Annotated in this window: 10 protein-coding genes; 6 read left to right on the forward strand and 4 right to left on the reverse strand. The window is 68.8% G+C overall.

The window, feature by feature from the left end:
* Positions 1–20: 20 nt before the first annotated feature.
* On the reverse strand, positions 21–2,609 hold the full coding sequence (locus N5D62_RS13585) for a TonB-dependent receptor (protein WP_279758357.1): 2,589 nt from the start codon (positions 2,607–2,609) through the stop codon (positions 21–23).
* A 626-nt stretch (positions 2,610–3,235) separates the two neighbouring features.
* On the opposite strand from N5D62_RS13585, the gene N5D62_RS13590 reads away from it, so the two are divergent.
* The 6 genes from N5D62_RS13590 to N5D62_RS13615 all read left to right on the forward strand — a co-directional run bounded on the left by N5D62_RS13590 (position 3,236) and on the right by N5D62_RS13615 (position 12,382).
* Positions 3,236–5,851, forward strand: a complete 2,616-nt coding sequence (locus tag N5D62_RS13590) for a TonB-dependent receptor (protein ID WP_279758358.1) — start codon at positions 3,236–3,238, stop codon at positions 5,849–5,851.
* Between the two features lie 142 nt (positions 5,852–5,993).
* Entirely contained in the window at positions 5,994–7,223 is a 1,230-nt protein-coding gene (locus N5D62_RS13595) for a geranylgeranyl reductase family protein (RefSeq protein ID WP_279758359.1), read from the forward strand.
* Positions 7,224–7,243: 20 nt separating this feature from the next.
* The gene (locus N5D62_RS13600; protein WP_279758360.1) at positions 7,244–7,999 is read left to right on the forward strand and encodes a class II glutamine amidotransferase; all 756 of its coding nucleotides are present in this window, start codon (positions 7,244–7,246) and stop codon (positions 7,997–7,999) included.
* A 279-nt stretch (positions 8,000–8,278) separates the two neighbouring features.
* Positions 8,279–9,457, forward strand: coding sequence for a histidine kinase (locus tag N5D62_RS13605; protein WP_279758361.1), 1,179 nt, complete (start codon positions 8,279–8,281; stop codon positions 9,455–9,457).
* 28 nt (positions 9,458–9,485) lie between these two features.
* A complete protein-coding gene (locus N5D62_RS13610; protein ID WP_279758362.1) occupies positions 9,486–10,277 on the forward strand; it encodes a LytTR family DNA-binding domain-containing protein in 792 nt (263 codons plus the stop codon).
* Complete coding sequence (locus tag N5D62_RS13615; RefSeq protein ID WP_279758363.1) at positions 10,274–12,382, forward strand: alpha/beta hydrolase domain-containing protein; 2,109 nt, start codon at positions 10,274–10,276, stop codon at positions 12,380–12,382. Before N5D62_RS13610 ends, N5D62_RS13615 begins: the two co-directional genes overlap by 4 nt.
* Before the next feature lie 67 nt (positions 12,383–12,449).
* On the opposite strand, the gene N5D62_RS13620 is transcribed toward N5D62_RS13615, so the two are convergent.
* From N5D62_RS13620 to N5D62_RS13630, 3 genes are read right to left on the reverse strand one after another with little or no spacing between them, the layout of a single operon-like run.
* Positions 12,450–13,865 (reverse strand): efflux transporter outer membrane subunit, encoded by a 1,416-nt coding sequence (locus tag N5D62_RS13620; RefSeq protein WP_279758364.1) that lies wholly within the window; start codon positions 13,863–13,865, stop codon positions 12,450–12,452.
* 20 nt (positions 13,866–13,885) lie between these two features.
* The gene (locus tag N5D62_RS13625) at positions 13,886–17,188 is read right to left on the reverse strand and encodes a multidrug efflux RND transporter permease subunit (protein ID WP_279758365.1); all 3,303 of its coding nucleotides are present in this window, start codon (positions 17,186–17,188) and stop codon (positions 13,886–13,888) included.
* 18 nt (positions 17,189–17,206) lie between these two features.
* On the reverse strand, positions 17,207–18,400 hold the full coding sequence (locus N5D62_RS13630) for an efflux RND transporter periplasmic adaptor subunit (RefSeq protein ID WP_279758366.1): 1,194 nt from the start codon (positions 18,398–18,400) through the stop codon (positions 17,207–17,209).
* Positions 18,401–18,751: the final 351 nt, after the last annotated feature.

Raw genomic sequence — 18,751 nt, forward strand, 5'->3', positions numbered from 1 at the left:
GGTCTACAGCCGTCCGGATTTCAACGGAAGGTGTACTTCGCGCCCAGCTGGAAGTAGCGGCCGCGGTTGCTGTACAGCTCCGCGAAGCCCATCTGGGTGTACAGGTTGCTGTTGGCGTTGGTGGCGCTGAACGGCGGCATGCGGTCGAACAGGTTCTTCACGCCGAAGCTCAGTTCCAGGTTCTTGACGCCCGAGTACTGCACCAGGACGTCGGCTTCCTCGTGGTTGCCGACCTTCTTGGTACCGGCGGCCAGCGGACGGGCCTCGTCGGTATCCCAGAAGCCGCCCACGGTACGCCAGCTCACGCCGTAGGCCCACGGGCCGTTCTCGACGCTGACGTTGAACGTGTTGCGGAAGCGCGGGGTGGCGTAGGTGCCCGAGAACTCTTCCCACTCGTCGCCGGCGCCGCTCTTCTTCTTGTTGTGGTAGTAGTAGCTCAGCAGGTTGCGCAGCGTCACGTTGCCGGCGAACGTGCTGCCCACGCGCCAGCGCGCGTCGACGTCCACGCCCGAGGTCTCATGCTCGGCGATGTTCTGCAGGTTGGTGAAGATGCTGTAGCGCGCGCCTTCCTTGACCCAGCGGCCGTCCTCGATCGCGGAGCCGATCGTCGGCGACGAGATGTCGTTGGTCTTCTTGATCTTCCACCAGTCGATGCTGGCGTTGACGTCCTTGAAGGGCTCGAACACCGCGCCGAGGTTGAAGGTCTTGCCCTTCTCCGGCTGCAGGTCCGGGTTGGAGCCGTTCACCTCGAAGGCGTTCAGCTGGCACTTGCCCGACGCGTCGAGCGGCACGCCCAGCTGGGTGCACTGCTTGGGATCGGTGATGGTGATAGCGCCCTGTTCCTGGGCACCGAACAGCTGCTTGAGCACCGGGGCGCGGAAGCTGCGGGTGTACGAACCACGGAACGCCAGCTCAGGCATCACCGTCCACTTCAGGCCCACGCGCGGGCTGGTGGCGTCGGCGTTGGGGTACTTGTCGTAGCGGACCGCGGCCTGGCCTTCCAGGGACTTCAGGATCGGGATCGACAGTTCGGTGTAGACCGCCTTGTAGGTGCGCTTGGCTTCCACCGCGGCTTGGGCGATCGAGCCAACGACATCGCCGGCCTGCGTCATCGGATCGGGGTTGTCCGACAGCGTCTCGCGGTTGACGTTCACGCCCACGGCGAACTTGACCGCGCCTGCCGGCAGGTTGAACAGGTCGCCTGCGACCTGCGCGTTGAACGTCGTCAGCACCGACTTGCCGGTGCGGACCGGCTTGACCTTCAGGCCTTCGACGAAGGCGGCGTCATTGGTGTCGACGGTCGGATCGAGCGCGCCGCTGCTGGTGGCATCGAGCCACTTCGTGGCGTCGTAGTAGTTGAAGTCGCTGTTGGTGACCTTGCTCTGGCCGCGCGACAGCGAGACCTTCCAGTCGTAGTTGCGGAACGTGCCTTCCAGGCCGGTGGCGACGTTCAGGAACTTGGACTTGCGCTCGGTGATGCGCGGGCCGCCTTGCATGAAGCGGCCGGCGATGTACACCTTGCCGGTGCCGTTGCCGTTCGCGTCCAGGATCTGGTACGGCAGCTGCGACGGGCTGGTCACCGGGACGATGAAGAAGTCGGGCACCGGGTGCGCTTCGAAGCGGTCCTTCGAATCGGAGTAGGTCGCTTCGACGAAGGCCTTCGTGTCCGGGTTGATCTGGAAGCTGCCCACGGCCATCGCGCTCTTGCGGTCGGCGCCGTTGTAGGCGGTCAGCAGCGAGGCGTTGAAGTCGTAGCGGCAGACGTTGTTGGACAGGTTGCCCTCGGGGCAAGCCTTGTACGGCATCACGTTGTTGCCGAAGTTCGGGTCGATCACGTTGCCGGTCGGCGAGAACGAGCTGCGCGAGTCGTTGCCGCCGTAAGGCGTGAAGTTCACCGAGTTCGAGATCGGACGATCCTTGCGAAGGATCGGATCGCGCTTGAGCACGTCCAGGCCGAACAGGAAGTTGTAGCGGTCGGTGCTCAGGTCGCCGAAGCCGGCGGCCAGGCTCACGCGCTTCTCGGTGCCGTCGCCGCGGCTGGACTGGCCCCAGCTGCCCGAGGCCTCGATGCCCTGGTAATCGGTCTTCGTGACGAAGTTGATGACACCGGCGATGGCGTCCGCGCCGTACAGCGCCGAGCCGCCGTCCTTCAGGATTTCGACGCGCTCGATCGCGCCGATCGGCAGCGAGTTGATGTCGAACGCGGCGCCCGCGCCCGACGAGTCATACAGCGCGTTGACCGGCATGCGGCGGCCGTTGACCAGCACCAGCACTTCGCTGCTGCTCAGGCCACGCATGGCGATGTTGGCCGTGCCGGAACCGGCCGGCGAGTTCGACGCCAGTTCGCCCTGGTCGAAGATGTCGATCGAGGGGATCGAACGCAGCAGTTCGTTGACCGAGGTGGCGCCGGTGCGCTCGATCTGCTTGCGCGACAGCACTTCCACCGGCGACACGCCTTCGGCGTTGGTGCGCTTGATGGCGGAGCCGACGACCTCGACGCGTTCGAGCTTCTGGGCGCCCTGGTCGGTGGTTTGCTGCGCCTGCGCCAGGCCCGCGAGCCCGCCCAGGACCAACAGGGCGGCTGCGGAGAGAGTAGTACGTTGATGCATATGTGCTTCCCGATATGAGCTGTGGAACCTTTGCGAACCACGGCAGACAGCGCGGCGGCCGGTTCCCGGGTTGGGAGCACTCGCCGAATAGCTGTTCCGAACGGGCAATTCTTTGGCAGCCCCCTTTTGCGCCCGTCGGGGAACTCTCTAGGTCACAAGACCGGAAGCGCTGATCCACCTATCGCCTCGGTGACACGACGGGTGAGATAAGTCATTGATTCACAACGTGTCCTACTAAACAAACCCTCCAAAAACACCATACGCGTAAAGTTAAATTGCTAGAGAACCCCCCAATTTCTCGTTGGTATCCGGCAACGAAATGTCGCCGGATGATTCGGGTTCACCCTTGGTTAACAGCCGGAAACCGCGGCTTCGCGGATCCTTCACGACGCCATATGTCACCGAGTTGTCGCACGACAGCAACGGTTTCTCAAATCGGCGTCAGGGTTTTCCTGGAGTTGTGACGACTCAGAAATGCCAGCCGCCCCCTTCTATTACTAAGCGCACCCCCGCAACAAAAGTACATGGGGGGTTCTGCACACTGCCCTGAGCCATGGATACCCCGTGGCCTTTTTTTGTTACGCCGTGCTGACAAGCCTCGGTGTAACCCATCAGGAGTTGCAGAGATGTACAAGCTGAACGCGGTGAGCCTGGCAGTCGCCGCCACCATTGCGGCCGCGTCTTTCCCGGCGCTGGCACAGGAACAACAGGATCAGGCCCAGCTCGAGCGGGTCGTGGTCACGGGATCGGCCATCAAGCGCATCGACGCCGAGACCGCGGTCCCGGTGACGGTCGTGAAGATGGACGACCTGAAGAAATCGGGCATCACGTCCGTCGAGCAGGTCATGGCCAACCTGTCCTCGGTGCAGGCCAACACCAACGCGGCGCAGTCGATCGGGTCGAACACCGGCGGCGCCTCCTTCGCCAACATGCGCGGCATCGGCGCGGACAAGACGCTGGTGCTGCTCAACGGCCAGCGCATCGCCAACAACGCGGTGGACGGCACGGCGCCGGACCTGAACATGATCCCGTTCGCGGCGATCGACCGCATCGAGGTGCTGCGTGACGGCGCCTCGGCGCTGTACGGCACGGACGCGATCGGCGGGGTGATCAACTTCATCACCAAGTCCAACTTCCAGGGCGGCTCGATCACCCTGGGCGCGGACCAGCCCGAGAAGTCCGGCGGCAAGACCCGCAACATCAACGCCGGCTACGGCTACGGCGACCTGCAGAAGCAGGGCTTCAACATCTTCGGCTCGATCTCCTACCGCAAGCAGGACCCGATCAACGGCACCCAGCGCCCGTTCAACCAGCGCATGCCGGGCGGCCTGTCCTACAGCACCTCGCCGGCCAACTACACGCAGGACAACGCGACCTTCTACAACCCGACGGGCAGCGCCTGCAGCGGCACGCAGATGATCAACTCGGCCGGCGACTGCAAGCTGGTCACCGCCTCGTTCGTCGACTTCACGCCGGCCTCGGAGAACACCTCCGGCATGCTCAAGGGCTCGCTGCTGGTCAACGACAGCCTGACGCTGGGCGCCGAGCTGTTCGCCACCTCCAACAAGGTCACCACCTACGTCGCCCCGGTGCCGTACGGCGGCTACGCGGTCAACCCGGGCACGGCGTTCTACCCGACGCCGCCCGCGGGTTCCAACATCGACCCGACCAAGCCGGTGCTGGTGTACTGGCGCGACTTCCCCAACGGCTCGCGCGGCCAGACCAACAAGAACAACCAGCAGCGCCTGATGCTGACGGCCGACGGCAACGGCCTGGGCTGGGACTACTCGGTCAACCTGTCCTACAACCGCAACAAGGTCGACCAGTACCTGGTCAGCGGCTACGGCGACGGCGACCTGATCGGCGCGGGCCTGGCCGACGGCACGATCAACCCGTTCGGCGACCAGACCGCCGCCGGCAACGCGCTGCTGCAGCAGGCCGCGCTCAACGGCCTGCTGGAGTCCGCCAAGGGCACCGTCACCAACCTGAACGCCCATGCGAGCCGCGACCTGAGCGACTGGTTCGGCGCCGGTCGCGCCGCCCAGCTGGCGCTGGGTGTCGAGCTGCGCCGCGAGAAGTTCAAGTCGGCCGCCAACACCGAGTTCGCCTCCAAGGTCTCGGCCTCCACCGGCGTGGATCCGAACTCGCTGGCCGAAGGCTCGCGTAACGTCTCGGCGCTGTACGGCGAGCTCAACGTGCCGGTGTTCAAGTCGCTGGACGTGACCGGCTCGCTGCGCTACGACAAGTACAGCGACTTCGGCAGCTCGACCAACCCCAAGGTCAGCTTCCGCTTCCAGCCGGTCAAGGAACTGCTGGTGCGCGGCTCGGCCTCGACCGGCTTCCGCGCCCCGACGCTGTATGAGCTGTACGCCAGCCCGGCCTACACCAACACCGCCGGCAACTACGCCAACCCGCTGCTGTGCGCGGACGGCCAGAACGGCAGCCAGTGCGAGGCCCAGTTCCAGGTGCTCAACGCCGGCAACAAGAACCTGCGTCCGGAGAAGTCCAAGACCGCGACGCTGGGCTTCGTCTACGAGCCGGTGGCCAACGCCAGCGTGGGCATCGACTTCTGGTGGGTGCACCTGAAGGACAAGATCGGCTCGATCCCGCAGTTCGCCCTGTTCAACGGCTACTACGACTTCCCGGCGCTGCAGCAGTACTACCACTTCGGTCCGGGCAACACGCTGTCCATCGCCAGCAACTGCCCCGGCGACGAGTGCGGCTACGTCGACCAGACGCTGCTCAACCTCGGCAAGGTCCGCACCAACGGCCTGGACCTGAGCGCGCAGTACCGCCTGAACAGCCCGATCGGCCAGTTCGACTTCGCGCTGAACAGCACCTACATCGCCAAGTACGAGTTCCAGGACTTCAAGGACGGCTACTGGGTGCAGAACGTGGGCAACTACGGCGAGTCGGGCCCGATCTTCCGCTGGCAGCACAACCTGACGACGAACTGGAAGTACCAGCAGTTCGGCGCCGGCGTGACCATGCGCTACAAGTCCGGCTACGCCGACTTCGACCCGAGCACGCATGCCCGCGTGCCGTCGTACACGACCTTCGACGTGTTCGGCAGCTGGGCGCCGCGCAAGGACCTGTCGCTGGTCCTGGGCGTGCGCAACCTGTTCGACCGCGATCCCCCGTTCTCCAACCAGGAAGACCTCTTCCAGGGCGGTGGCTGGGATTCGCGCTACGCCGACCCGACCGGTCGCGCCTACTACGTGCGGGCGACCTACTCGTTCTGATGAGGGGAGGACCGGCGCGGGCTCCGGCCCTCGCCGGCGCCACGACGCCACGCGAAAGCGGGAGGGGAGACCCTCCCGCTTTTTTTCGTTGGGCCGGGCTCCCTAGAATGTCCGACTTCCGTCATCCGTTCGAAACGCATTCATGGTCGTCGAGTCGTCCGCGGGCCTGCCCGCCGCCTGCCAGGTCCTGATCATCGGCGCCGGTCCCGCCGGCAGCGCCGCGGCGCGCTGGTTGTCCCGGGCCGGCCTGGACGTGGTCCTGGCCGACCAGCAGCCGCTGGGCCGCGACAAGGTCTGCGGCGACGGCCTGATCCCGGACGCGCACCACGCGCTGGACCGGCTGGGCCTGCTGGAGCGGGTGATGGCGCGGGCGCAGCGCTCGACGCATGTGGGCTGCATCGGGCCGCGCGGCGGCCGCATCGACGTTCCCGGGCATCTGGCGGTGCTGCCGCGCAAGCAGCTCGACGAGATCCTGAACCTCGGCGCCCAGGAGGCCGGCGCGCGGTTCCTGGCGCCGGCGCGCTTCGAGTCGGCGCTCGAGGACGCCCAGGGCCGCGTGCGCGGCGCGCGGTTGACGATCGACGGCCAGGCGCACGAGATCGCCGCGGACTGGGTGATCCTGGCCACCGGCGCGGTGCCCAAGGCGCTGACGGCGGCCGGCATGTGCGAGCGCCACACGCCCAGCGGCGTCGCGCTGCGCGGCTACGTGCGCGCGCCGTCGCTGGTGGGCGAGATCAAGGCGCTGGAGGTGGTCTGGTGCAAGCCGGTGCAGCCGGGCTACGGCTGGATCTTCCCGGCGCCGGACGGCAGCTTCAACATCGGCGTCGGCGTGACCGACAGCCACAAGGACATGGCCGGCAAGGGCCGCAAGAAGGACGTCAACCTGCGGGCCATCTTCGACGCCTTCGTCGAGCACTACCCGCCGGCCAAGCGGCTGATGGCCGAGGGCGAGCTGGTGGGCGAGCTCAAGGGCGCGCCGCTGCGCTGCACGCTCAAGGGCGCGCGCTGGACGCGGCCGGGGCTGCTGGTGACGGGCGAGGCGGCGGGGTCGACCTACTCGTTCACCGGCGAGGGCATCGGCAAGGCGATGGAGACCGGCATCCTGGCGGCCGAGGCGATCCTGGCGCACCGCGCCGACGACGCGAAGGTCCGCGCCCAGTACGAGCAGGGCCTGCGCGCGCTGCAGCCCAAGTACGACCTCTACGAGCGCGGCAACCGCGTGAACCGCTTCCCGTGGCTGGCGGACCTGCTGATCTGGCGCGCGAAGAAGAGTCCGCGGTTGATGCAGCGCATGAGCGGCGTGCTCAACGAGACCAGCAACCCCGGCAACCTGGTCAGCCTGAAGGGGCTGACCCGGCTGTTCCTCGAATGACGCGCTGAGCGAGGTCCGCGATGTGCCAGCTGATGGGCATGAACGCCCGCCGACCGACGGATGTGATGTTCAGCTTCGCCGGGCTGGCGACGCGGGCGCACGAGCACAAGGATGGTTTCGGCATCGCCTTCTTCGAGGGGCGGGGGCTGCGGCATTTCGTCGATCACCACAGCGCGCGGGTCTCGCCGCTGGCGGAGCTGGTGAAGACCTACCCGATCCGCAGCGACGTGGTCATCGCGCACATCCGCAAGGCCACGCAGGGCGTGGTGTCGCTGGAGAACACCCACCCGTTCGTGCGCGAGCTGTGGGGCCGGTACTGGGTGTTCGCGCACAACGGCGACCTGAAGGGTTTCGCGCCGCGGCTGCATGCGGCCTTCAAGCCGGTGGGCCAGACCGACAGCGAGCAGGCGTTCTGCTGGCTGATGCAGGAGTTGTCGAAGGCGCACGCGACGATGCCGGCGATCGAGGAGCTGAACCACACGCTGCGCGAGCTGCTGCCCGCCCTGAACCGGCATGGCACCTTCAACATGCTGCTGTCCAACGGCCAGGCGCTGTGGGCGCACGGCTCGACGAAGCTGCATTACCTGCTGCGCCAGCCGCCGTTCGGCTCGGTGACCTTGCAGGACGAGGACCTGACGGTCGACCTGGCGGCGAAGACGACGGAGGACGACCGCATCGCGATCGTGGCGACGGAGCCGCTGACGCGCGGCGAGCCCTGGATTCCCATCCCCGCGGGGACCTTGAAGGTCTTCGTCGGCGGCGAGCCCCAATGCTGAGGCGACGCGCCTGACCTCGCTGCCGCGCCCCAAGGCATCGACGCTGCCGCACCGCACCACGGCGTCGAAGCCGCCCCACCGCGCCACGGCGTCCAAGCCGCCTGGGAGACCGGTGCCCCTTGAAGCGAATGCCGAGCGTGCGGAGGCGCCTGAGCGGAAAGGGGCACCGGTCTTCCAGGCGGCCTGCTCGGTCGCCGCAGTCGCCTGCCCATCCCACCTGCCCGCCATTCACCGCATCCAGTGGCGACGCGGCGAGGAATGCTGACCTAGACTGCCCGCATGACCACGCCCAGCGCTCCTGCCGATGCTCCTGACGCCGCACGAGGCGCGGTTTCCGGCGTTGTTTCCGGCGCTGCCTCCCGCGCTGCTTCCGGAGCGGCGCGCTCCGACTGGACCTACCTGATCTTCCCTGGCCCGCAACGCAGCTTCACGGATGCCGAGCTGAGCCGATCCGGCCTGGCCGCCTGGCCGACCGGCATCGATTACTACGTGACGAGCAACGTGCTGGTGCTGGGTCTGGTGTTCTACACGATGCTGCCGCGGCACCTGGCGCATGTGATCTTGATTGGCGGCCTGGCGATGGCGACGGTGGGCCTGGGGGTGGCGCGCTGGCTGTGGCGCCAGCCGACGCGCACGCGGTTCAACGGCGCGACGCTCGGACTGAGCGTGCTGATGCTGCTGGTCACGCTGGTGATGGTGAAGCTGGGTTTCCGGGAGGAGGCGCGCGACCTGTTGCCGTTCGGTGCTGGCGGGATGACGCTGACGGTGTCCTCGTGGTGGTTCCTGACGCTGTACCGCACGCAGCAGCTCGGCGCGCGGCTGGCGGAGCTGGATGCGCAGGATGAGCGCATCGCGATGGCGCAGCGGCTGGCGACGGCGCAGATCCAGCCGCATTTCCTGTTCAACACGCTGGCGTCGCTGCAGCACTGGGTCGACACCCGCGACGACCGCGCGGGGCCGACGCTGCGGTCGCTGACGCGCTATCTGAGGGCGACGCTGCCGATGTTCGAGCAGGACCGGCTGCCGCTGGAGCAGGAGCTGCAGATCGTGCGCAGCTACCTGGACATCATGCAGGCCCGGCTGGGGCAGCGGCTGACGTGGTCGCTGGAGCTGGACGAATCGGCGCAGGCGACGATGGCGGGCGCGAGCCTGCCGCCGGGCACGCTGCTGACGCTGGCGGAGAACGCGATCACCCATGGCATCGAACCCAGCCTGCGCGGCGGGCACATCGCCGTGAGGGCCCGGGCGATCGGCGGCGGACGACTGCGGCTGGAAGTGCAGGACGGCGGCCAGGGCCTGGCGCCCGGCGCCTGCGACGGCCTGGGCCTGGCCAACACGCGGGAGCGGCTGATGGCGCAGTTCGGCGGCCGCGCCGCGCTGGGGCTCGAGCCCGCGCCGGCGGACGCGCCCGGCTGCCTGGCCTGGGTCGAGGTGCCGGCTTCCGCCCCGAGCGCCTGACGCGCCACCGACATCGATGGAGACACCCATGACAACGAAGATCCGCACGCTGATCGCGGACGACGAGGAAGGCCCGCGCGAGCAGCTGCGCGCCGCGCTGGCCCGGCTGGCGCCGGAGCTGGAGATCGTGGCGGCCAGCGTCAATGGTTGCGACGCCTGGGACGACTGCCTCGAGCACGAACCGCAGCTGTGCTTCCTGGACATCCGCATGCCGGGCATGTCGGGCCTGGAGGTCGCGCAGCGGCTGTCGCAGCTCGCCGAGCCGCCGCGGGTCGTGTTCGTCACCGCCTATGGCGACCACGCGCTGTCGGCCTTCGAGGCCGGCGCGGTGGACTACGTGCTCAAGCCGGTCGAGGACGCGCGGCTGCAGCACTGCCTGCAGCGGCTGCGCCAGCGCCAGGCGGCGGGCGCGGCCGAGCCCGATGCCCCGCGCATGCTGGCGATGCCCGCCGAGACGCTCGAGCTGCTGCGCCAGCTGCTGCCCACGCAGCGGCCGTCGTCGCGGCCGATCCAGGCCAGCCAAGGCCGCGAGATCCAGCTGATCGCGCCCGACGACATCCTGTTCTTCCAGAGCGACAGCCGCTACACCCGCGTCGTGCACCGCGACGGCGAGGCCTGGATCCGCACCGCGCTCAAGGAGTTGCTGACCGACCTCGATCCGGCGGTTTTCTGGCAGGTGCACCGCTCGGTGCTGGTCAACAGCCGCTTCATCGCCAGCGCCACGCGCGTGGACGAGAACACGATGCAGCTGTCGATGAAAGGCAGCGCCGAGAAGCTGCCGGTGTCGCGGCAGTTCCAAGGCCTGTTCAAGGGCCAATGAGCCGGCGCGCGCGGAGGGCGGCCTCGGTGGCCGCGGCGGTCGCCCTGCTGGCGGCCGGAAGCGCGCAGGCGCGGGTGACGCGCATCGTCGTCGACGAGATCTCGCCGCTGATCGGCGAACAGCGCGGCTATGAGCAGCTGCGCGGCCGGGCCTTCGGCGAGCTCGATCCGGCGGACCCGCACAACGCGGTGATCACCGACCTGACGCTCGGCGCCGATGCCGAGGGCAAGGTCCGCTATGAGACGAACTGGGTCCTCACCCGGCCCGTCGGGCGCAAGCGCGCGAGCGGGTTCCTCTGGCACGACGTGCCCAACCGCGGCGGCGAGGTCCGGCTGCAGCCCGGCGAGCTGGCCGCCGGCGACATCGGCCTGCGCAGCGGCTGGCAGGCCGACAACGCCGGCAACACCGGCGTGCCGGCCGTCCGGCCCGAGGCCGCGCGCCATCACTACGTCCGCGTGCCGGTGGCCCGCATCGACGGCAAGCCGGTCACCGGGCGGGTGATGGCGCGCATCGTCAACCGCGCCGGGCTGGATTCGCAACCGCTGCTGGTGCAGGGCAACCCGATGCCCTACCTGCCGGTCTCGCTCGACACGGCCGGCGCGACGCTGACCGTGCATGCGAAGGAAACCGTCGACGGACAGGTCACCGTCGAGCGCACGATCGATCCGAAGGACTGGGCCTTCGCGCGCTGCGACGTGGCGACGCCGTTCCCCGGCACGCCGATCAACATCGACCCCGCCCGCGCACCGGCCAACCTGCCGGTCCACGTCTGCGTGCGCGGCGGTTTCGAGCCGGGCAAGGTCTATCAGCTCACCTACACCGCGGGCAACGCGTACGTGCTGGGCGTCGGCATGGCGGCGTTCCGCGACGTCGGCGCCTTCTTCCGCCACGCGAAGGCCGACGACGCCGGCACGCCCAATCCGATCGCCGGCCAGGTGCGCGGCAGCGCGATCCGGGGCGTGTCGCAATCGGGGAACATGGTCCGGCAGTTCCTGTTCATGGGCCTGAACCAGGACGAGTCGAACCGCCAGGTCCATGACGGCGCCTGGGCCATCATCGCGGGGCGCCGCGTCGCCGCGAACGCGCGCTGGGCGCAGCCGGACGGGGTGCTGGAGCTCTTCCAGATGGGCAGCGAAGGCCCGCAGTGGTGGGTCGCCCGCGAGGACAGGGCGCGCGGACTGCCGGCCAAGGGCCTGCTCACGCGCTGCACGGCGACGAAGACCTGCCCGAAGGTGTTTGAGCATTTCGGCGCGGCCGAGGTGTATGCGCTCAAGCTGTCGCTGGAGTGGGTCGGCTCGTCGGCGGACGCGGACATCCCGTTGGGTCCGAACGTGCGGCGCTACTACGTCGCCGGCAGCCCGCATGGCGGCGGGGCGGGCGGCTTCCGGAGCGAGGTGGACGGCAAGCCGTTCCAGTGCCCCGGCAACAACTTCGGCCAGGCCACGCTGGCGGCGAACCCGGTGCCGCATCGGGAGCTGCGCAACGTGCTGAGCGCGGCGATGCGCGCGTGGGTGCTCAAGGGCACGCCGCCGCCGCCGAGCCGTTATCCGACGCTGGCCGACGGCGAACTGGTCGACCCGACGCGCGAGGCGATGGGCTTTCCGCGCGGCGTGCCTGGCATCCCGGAGAGCATCTTCAAGCCGGAGAACTTCGTGTTCCCGGTGCTCGATTACGACTGGGGTCCGGGGTTCGATCGCACGGAGGCCTCGGGGGTGCCGGACCAGGTGCCGCCGAGGATCCGGAGCGTCCTGCCGGCGAAGGTGCCGCGCGTCGATGCCGATGGCAACGAGGTCGGCGGCGTGCCGACGGTGCTGACGATGGCGCCGCTGGGGACCTACCTCGGCTGGAACATCACGGCCGACGGCATCCATGCGGGGCAGGTCTGCAACTACGCCGGCGGCTACGTGCCGTTCGCGCGCACGCGCGCCGAGCGCGAGGCTCGTGGCGATCCGCGCTTGTCGCTCGAGGAGCGCTACAAGGATCGCGCGGGCTACCTCGCCGCGGTGAAGGCCGCGACGGATCGCGCGATGGCGCAGGGCTTCCTGCTGCCCGCGGACCGCGATCGCTTGCTGAAGGAAGCGGCGGGCAGCGACGTGCTGCGCTGAAAGTGACAAGGGGGCCGTGAGGCCCCCTGTCGTTCCATCATTCCGCGCCTTTGGCGCGGCACGAGGATCAGCGCATCGCGGTAGGCGCCGGCGCCTCGGCATCGATGCCGCCGGCCAGCGCCTTGTAAACGCCCACCAGCGACGTCGCCGCCGAGGTCTGCGACTGCGCCAGCTGGTTGCGTGCCGTCAGCAGTTCCCGCTCGGCGTCCAGCACCGCCAGGAAGTCGCTGATGCCGACCTTGAACCGCTCGCGCGCGATGTTGGCCGCGCGTTCCGCCGACACCGCCGCGTCGAACAAGGCCTGCGCCTGCTGCTGGCTGCGGTTGTAGGTCACCAGCGCGCCCTCGGTCTCCTCCAGCGCCGCGAGCACCGTGCGCTCGTAGCTGATGAAGGCCGCCTCGTTGCGCGCGTCCGCCGCCGCGATCTGCGCGCGGATGCGGCCGAAGTCCAGCAGGTTCCACACCAGCTGCGCGCCCAGGTTGTACGCGTAGGCCGGACCGTCGTTCAGGTTGCCGATCCGCGACGCGTTCTGCCCGATCGTCCCGCCCAGCGTGATGCGCGGGAACATCGCCGAGCGCGCCACGCCGACCCGCGCCGCGGCCGCGGCCGCCTGCGCCTCGGCCACCCGCACGTCCGGACGCCGCCGCAGCAGGTCCTCCGGCGTGCCGATGCGGTCCAGCGCGATCGTCTTCAGGCCCGGCAGCGGCTTGACGTCCGACAGCTCCACGTCCAGCGCCGTCGGCGGCTGTCCGGTCAGCACCGCCAGCCGGTAGCGCGTGCGCGCCAGCGCCATCTCCAGCGCCGGGATCGTCGCGGCCGTGCTCTGCACCAGCGCGCGGGCGCGCTCGGTGTCGAAGCCGGTGCCGCGGCCCGCTTCCTGCCGGCCGGCGACCAGCTTCAGCGCGCCCTGCTGCGTGTCCAGCGACTGCTGTGCCACGCGCAGCTGCTCCTGCAGCCCGCGCAGCTCGAAGTAGTTGCGCGCCACCTCCGCCGCGACGCTCACCTGCGCCGCGCGCAGGCCCGCCTCGCCGGCCAGCAGCTCGGCCGCGGCGGCGCGACGCTCGTCGGACAGGCGGCCGAACAGGTCCGCCTCCCACCGCACGTCGAAGCCGACCGAGAACGCGTTGTTGGTCTGCGGATTGCCTTGCGTGTCCGGCGCCCGGACCCGCGCCGCGCCGGCGGTCAGGTCCACCGTCGGGAACAGCTGCGCATCGGCGAAGCGCGACAGCGCCCGCGCCTCGCGCAGGTTGGCCGAGGCGATCCGCAGGTCGGTGTTGGCCTGCAGCGCGCGGTTGACCAGCGCGTCCAGCCCGCTGTCGTTGAAGCCCTGCCAGAAGCGGCCCACCGGCGCCTGGCCCAGCGTCGCCGCGTCGCCTTGCGGCGCGTTGGCGAAACCGGACGCCAGCGGCACCTCGGACTTCTTCGGCGCCGGCGCCGTCGAGCAGCCGGTCAGCGCCACCGTCGCGGCCGCCGCGGCGGCCATCAAAGAGACTCGAACAAACATCACGCGCCTCCCTTCGGCGACGGGGTGCCGCCCTTGGGCGGATCGGCGTCATCCACGCCCGGATGGAACGGATGGGCGGCGGCATCGATCTGATGACGCAGCTCCACCGCATGGGCGCGCTGCTTCTCCGTGCCCTTGCGCAGCAGCGAATAGAACACCGGCGTCAGGAAGATGCCGAACAGCGTCACCCCGACCATGCCGGAGAACACCGCGATGCCCATCGCGCGACGCATCTCGCTGCCCGCGCCAGAGCCCAGGATCAGCGGGATCACGCCCGCGCAGAACGCGATCGAGGTCATCAGGATCGGGCGCAGACGCATGCGGCAGGCGTGGATGATCGCGTCGCCCAGCGCCTCGCCGCGCTCCTCGAGTTCCTTGGCGAACTCGACGATCAGGATCGCGTTCTTGCACGCCAGGCCCACCAGCACCACCAACGCCACCTGCGTGAAGATGTTGAGGTCCCCCGCCTGCATGAATGGCGGCAGATGCGACAGCCACACCCCGAACAGCGCCGACAGGATGCACATCGGCACGATCAGGATGATGGCCAGCGGCAGCGTCCAGCTTTCGTACTGCGCCGCCAGCACCAGCACCACCAGCAGCACCGAGATCGCCAGCACCGCCGCCATCGTCGGGATCGAGAAGCCGCCCGCCTTGATGTCGCGGGTCAGCCGGTCCTGGTAGGTCAGCTCGGTCCACTCGTAGGTCATGCCGCGCGGCAGGTTCTTCAGCCGTTTCTCCATCTCGGCCTCGGCCTGGCCGCTGGAGAAGCCCGGCTTGGCCGCGCCGTTGATGTCCGCGCTCGGGAAGCCGTTGTAGCGCGTCACGCGGGTCGGGCCGAAGGTCGGGTCGACCTGCATCAGCGCGCCCAGCGGCACCATCTCGTTCTTCTCGTTGCGCGTCTTCAGGTCGGTGATGCTGCCGGCGTTGGCGCGGAAGGGCGCGTCGGCCTGCACGATCACCTGGTAGGTCTTGCCGAAGCGGCTGAAGTCGTTGACGTACAGCGAGCCCAGGTTGATCTGCAGCGTGTCGTAGATGTCCTGCAACCTCACGCCCATCTGCTTGGCCTTGGTCCGGTCGACGTGGGCGAACAGCTGCGGGACGTTGATGTCGTAGGTCGAGTACGGCGTGCCGATGCCGCTCTTGGGGTCGCCGTAGATCGGTCCCAGCGTGCCCCAGACGGCGCCGAACAGCGCCTGCTCGCCCAGGCCGGAGCGGTCCTGCACCTGCACCTTGAAGCCGCCGGCGTTGCCCAGGCCGTCCACCGCGGGCGGCGGCACGACGAACATGCGCGCGCCCTGGATCTGCTGGATCGCGCCGTTGACCTTGCCCAGGATCGCGTCCTTGGACAGGTCGGACGAGGTGCGCTTCTCGAAGTCGTCCAGGCCGAAGAACACGATGCCTTCGTTGGGCGCGGCCGAGAAGCCCGCGATCGACAGGCCCGGGAAGGCGATCGAGTCACGGATGCCCGGCACCTTCAGCGCGATGTCGCTCATGCGGCGGATCACCTCGTCGGTGCGGTCCAGCGTGGCGCCCGCGGGCAGCTGCGCGATGCCGATCAGGTACTGCTTGTCCGGCGCCGGCACGAAGCCCGACGGGATGCGCGTGAACAGCAGCGCGGTCAGGCCCAGCAGCACCGCGTAGACGACCAGCGCGGCCGACTTGCGGCGCAGGATGCCGGTGACGCCGCGGCTGTAGCCCTCGCTGCGGCGCTGGAAGAAGCAGTTGAACCAGTGGAAGAACCGGCCGAACAGCTTGTCCATCACCTTCATGATGGGGTCCTTGGGCGCGTCGTGCGGACGCAGCAGCAAGGCCGCCATGGCGGGCGACAGGGTCAGCGAGTTGAACGCCGAGATCACCGTCGAGATCGCGATCGTGACCGCGAACTGGCGATAGAACTGGCCCGACAGGCCCGGCACGAAGGTCAGCGGGATGAACACCGCGCACAGCACCAGCGCGATCGCGACGATGGGTCCGGAGACCTCGCGCATCGCCTTGATCGTCGCGTCGTGCGGCGTCAGGCCGTCCTCGAGGTTGCGCTCGACGTTCTCCACCACCACGATCGCGTCGTCGACCACGATGCCGATGGCCAGCACCAGGCCGAACAGCGTCAGCGTGTTGATCGAGTAGCCCAGCAGCAGCAGGATGGCGAACGTGCCCACGATGGACACCGGCACGGCCAGCAGCGGAATGATCGACGCGCGCCAGGTCTGCAGGAAGATGATCACCACCAGCACGACCAGCAGCACGGCTTCGATCAGGGTCTCGATGACCTTCTCGATGGACGTGGCGACGAAGCGCGTCGGGTCGTAGACGATGTCGTAGGCGACGCCGGCCGGGAAGTTGGCCTTCAGCCGCTCCATCGTCGCGCGGACATCCTTGGAGATGTTCAGCGCGTTGGACTGCGGGGCCTGGAAGATGCCGATGCCGACCGCTTCCTTGTTGTTGAGCAGGCTGCGCAGCGCGTAGGTGCCGGGGCCCATCTCGACGCGGCCGACGTCGCGCACCCGGACCAGGCCGCCGGTGGCGGTGTCGGTGCGGATGATGACGTTGGCGAATTCCTCCTCGGAGACGAGGCGGCCCTGCGTGTTGATCTGCAGCTGGAAGTCGGTGCCCTTGGGCGCGGGCGGCGCGCCGACGACGCCGGCGGCGACCTGCGTGTTCTGCTCACGGATCGCGTTGGTGACGTCGGTGGCGGTCAGGCCGCGGCCGGCCAGCTTGGCCGGGTCGAGCCAGATGCGCATCGCGTAGTCGCCCGAACCGAACACCTGCACCGAGCCCATGCCCTGCACGCGCAGCAGCTCGTCGCGGACCTGCAGCTGCGCGTAGTTGCGCAGGTACAGCGCGTCGCGGCTGTTGTCCGGGCTGACCATGTGCACGACCATGGTCAGGTTGGGGCTGGACTTCTCGGTGGTCACGCCGATCTGCCGGACGATGTCGGGCAGGCGGGGCAGCGCGCGGTTGATGCGGTTCTGGACCGCCGTTTCCGCGGCTTCCGGGTTGGTGCCGATCTTGAAGGTGACCGTCAGCGTCATGCCGCCGTCGGCGGTGGCCTGGCTGTCGAAGTACAGGACGTTCTCGAGGCCGTTGATCTGTTCCTCGAGCGGCGTGGCCACCGTCTCGGAGATCACGCGCGGGTTCGCGCCCGGGAACTGGGCGCGCACGACGACCTGCGGCGGCGCGACCTCGGGGTACTCGGAGATGGGCAGCCGGAAGATCGCCAGCAGGCCCACGAGGAAGATGAAGATCGAGAGGACCGACGCGAAGCGCGGCCGCTCGATGAAGAAGCGGGAAATATCCATGGAGGACCTCGCGCCGGGTTACTTCGACGCGGCCGGCGCGGCGGGGGCGGCGCCTTGCGGCGGGGCGACGGCGCGGCCCTTGTCGTCGAGCTTGACCGTCTGCGGCGTGACCGGCGCGCCGGGCATCGCGTGCTGCAGGCCGTCGAAGATGACGAGCTCGCCGGGCTTGACGCCCTGGACGGCGCGGTAGCCGTCGAACTGGGCGCCGGGCACGACCGGGCGTGGCGCGACGATGTTGTTGGGGCCGACGACCATCACGACCTTGTTGCTCTGGTCGGTGCCGATGGCGCGTTCGGGGATCAGCGTGGCGGTGTAGGCGCCGGTGCCTTCGAGCTTGACGCGGGCGAACAGGCCCGGGGTGAAGGTGCCGTCCTTGTTGTCGAAGACGGCGCGGCCGCGGATGGTGGCGGTGGCCGGGTTCAGGCGGTTGTCGACGAAGTCCATGCGGCCCTCGTGCGGGTAGCCCTGTTCGTTGGCCAGGCCGAGGTAGACCTTGTTGGCCTGCTCGCGCTTGGCGCCGCCGGCGCGGGCGGCGGCGGCGTACTTCAGGAAGGTGGCCTCGCTGGCGTCGAAGTAGGCGTAGACCTTGTCGCTGGAGACGACGGTGGTGAGCACCGGCTCGCCGACGTTGACCAGGTTGCCGGCGGTGACGTTGGCGCGCGAGCTGCGGCCGGTGACCGGGGCGCGGACCTCGGTGAACTCCAGGTTCAGCTTGGCCTGGGTGACGGCGGCCTCGGCGGCGCGGATGTTGGCGTCGTTGTTGCGGACGCTGGACTTGAGCTGGTCGATTTCCTGCTGGCTGACGCCCTGGATCGCGACGAGTTTCTCGGCGCGGCCGAGGTCGGCCTTGGCGAGGTCGGCGGCGGTGCGGGCGGCGGCGAGCTGGGCTTCGGCGCGGGCGACCTCGGCGCGGAAGGGGCGGGGGTCGATGGTGAAGAGCGGGTCGCCCTTCTTGACGACCTGGCCTTCGCGGAAGTGGACCTTGTCGAGGGTGCCGGCGACGCGGGCGCGGATCTCGACGGTGTCGGGCGCTTCCAGGCGCGCGGTGAATTCATCGAAGTCCTGGACTTCGCGGGAGATCGCGGGGGCGACGCTCACGGGCGGGGGGCCGCCATGCTGTTGTTGTTGGTCCTGTTGTTGTCCGCAAGCGGTCAGCAGCAGCGCCACGAAGGCGCCGGCGACGGCGGTGCGCGAGAAATTCGATCCAGCCATGCATCACTCCCGAAAACGCCCACGGCATCTGGTGCACCGCAGCGTGCGGCGGAATGTACGCGGTACATGAATGACCGCAAAGTGCCGAGGGCAATACCTGTCCCTTTGACCGAGGGCTTCATTGACGACCCGGTCGAGGGTGTGAGCAAGTCTCGATGAAAGCGCTGCCGGAAAACGTCAGGAGGATTGGGCAAGGACGCCGGACCGCGCGAAGGCGGATGCGGGGATCCGAAGAGGTCAGGCGAAGCGATGCGCGGGGGAAACTTTCCTAGGGATTGAAAGTGAGGATGTTCGAGGCGGGTGCGGGATGCAGGCCGACTTCGAACCAGGAAGGTGCATGAGCGACTGCTT

The sequence above is a fragment of the Mitsuaria sp. GD03876 genome, from assembly GCF_029840635.1.
Lineage (GTDB): Bacteria > Pseudomonadota > Gammaproteobacteria > Burkholderiales > Burkholderiaceae_C > Roseateles.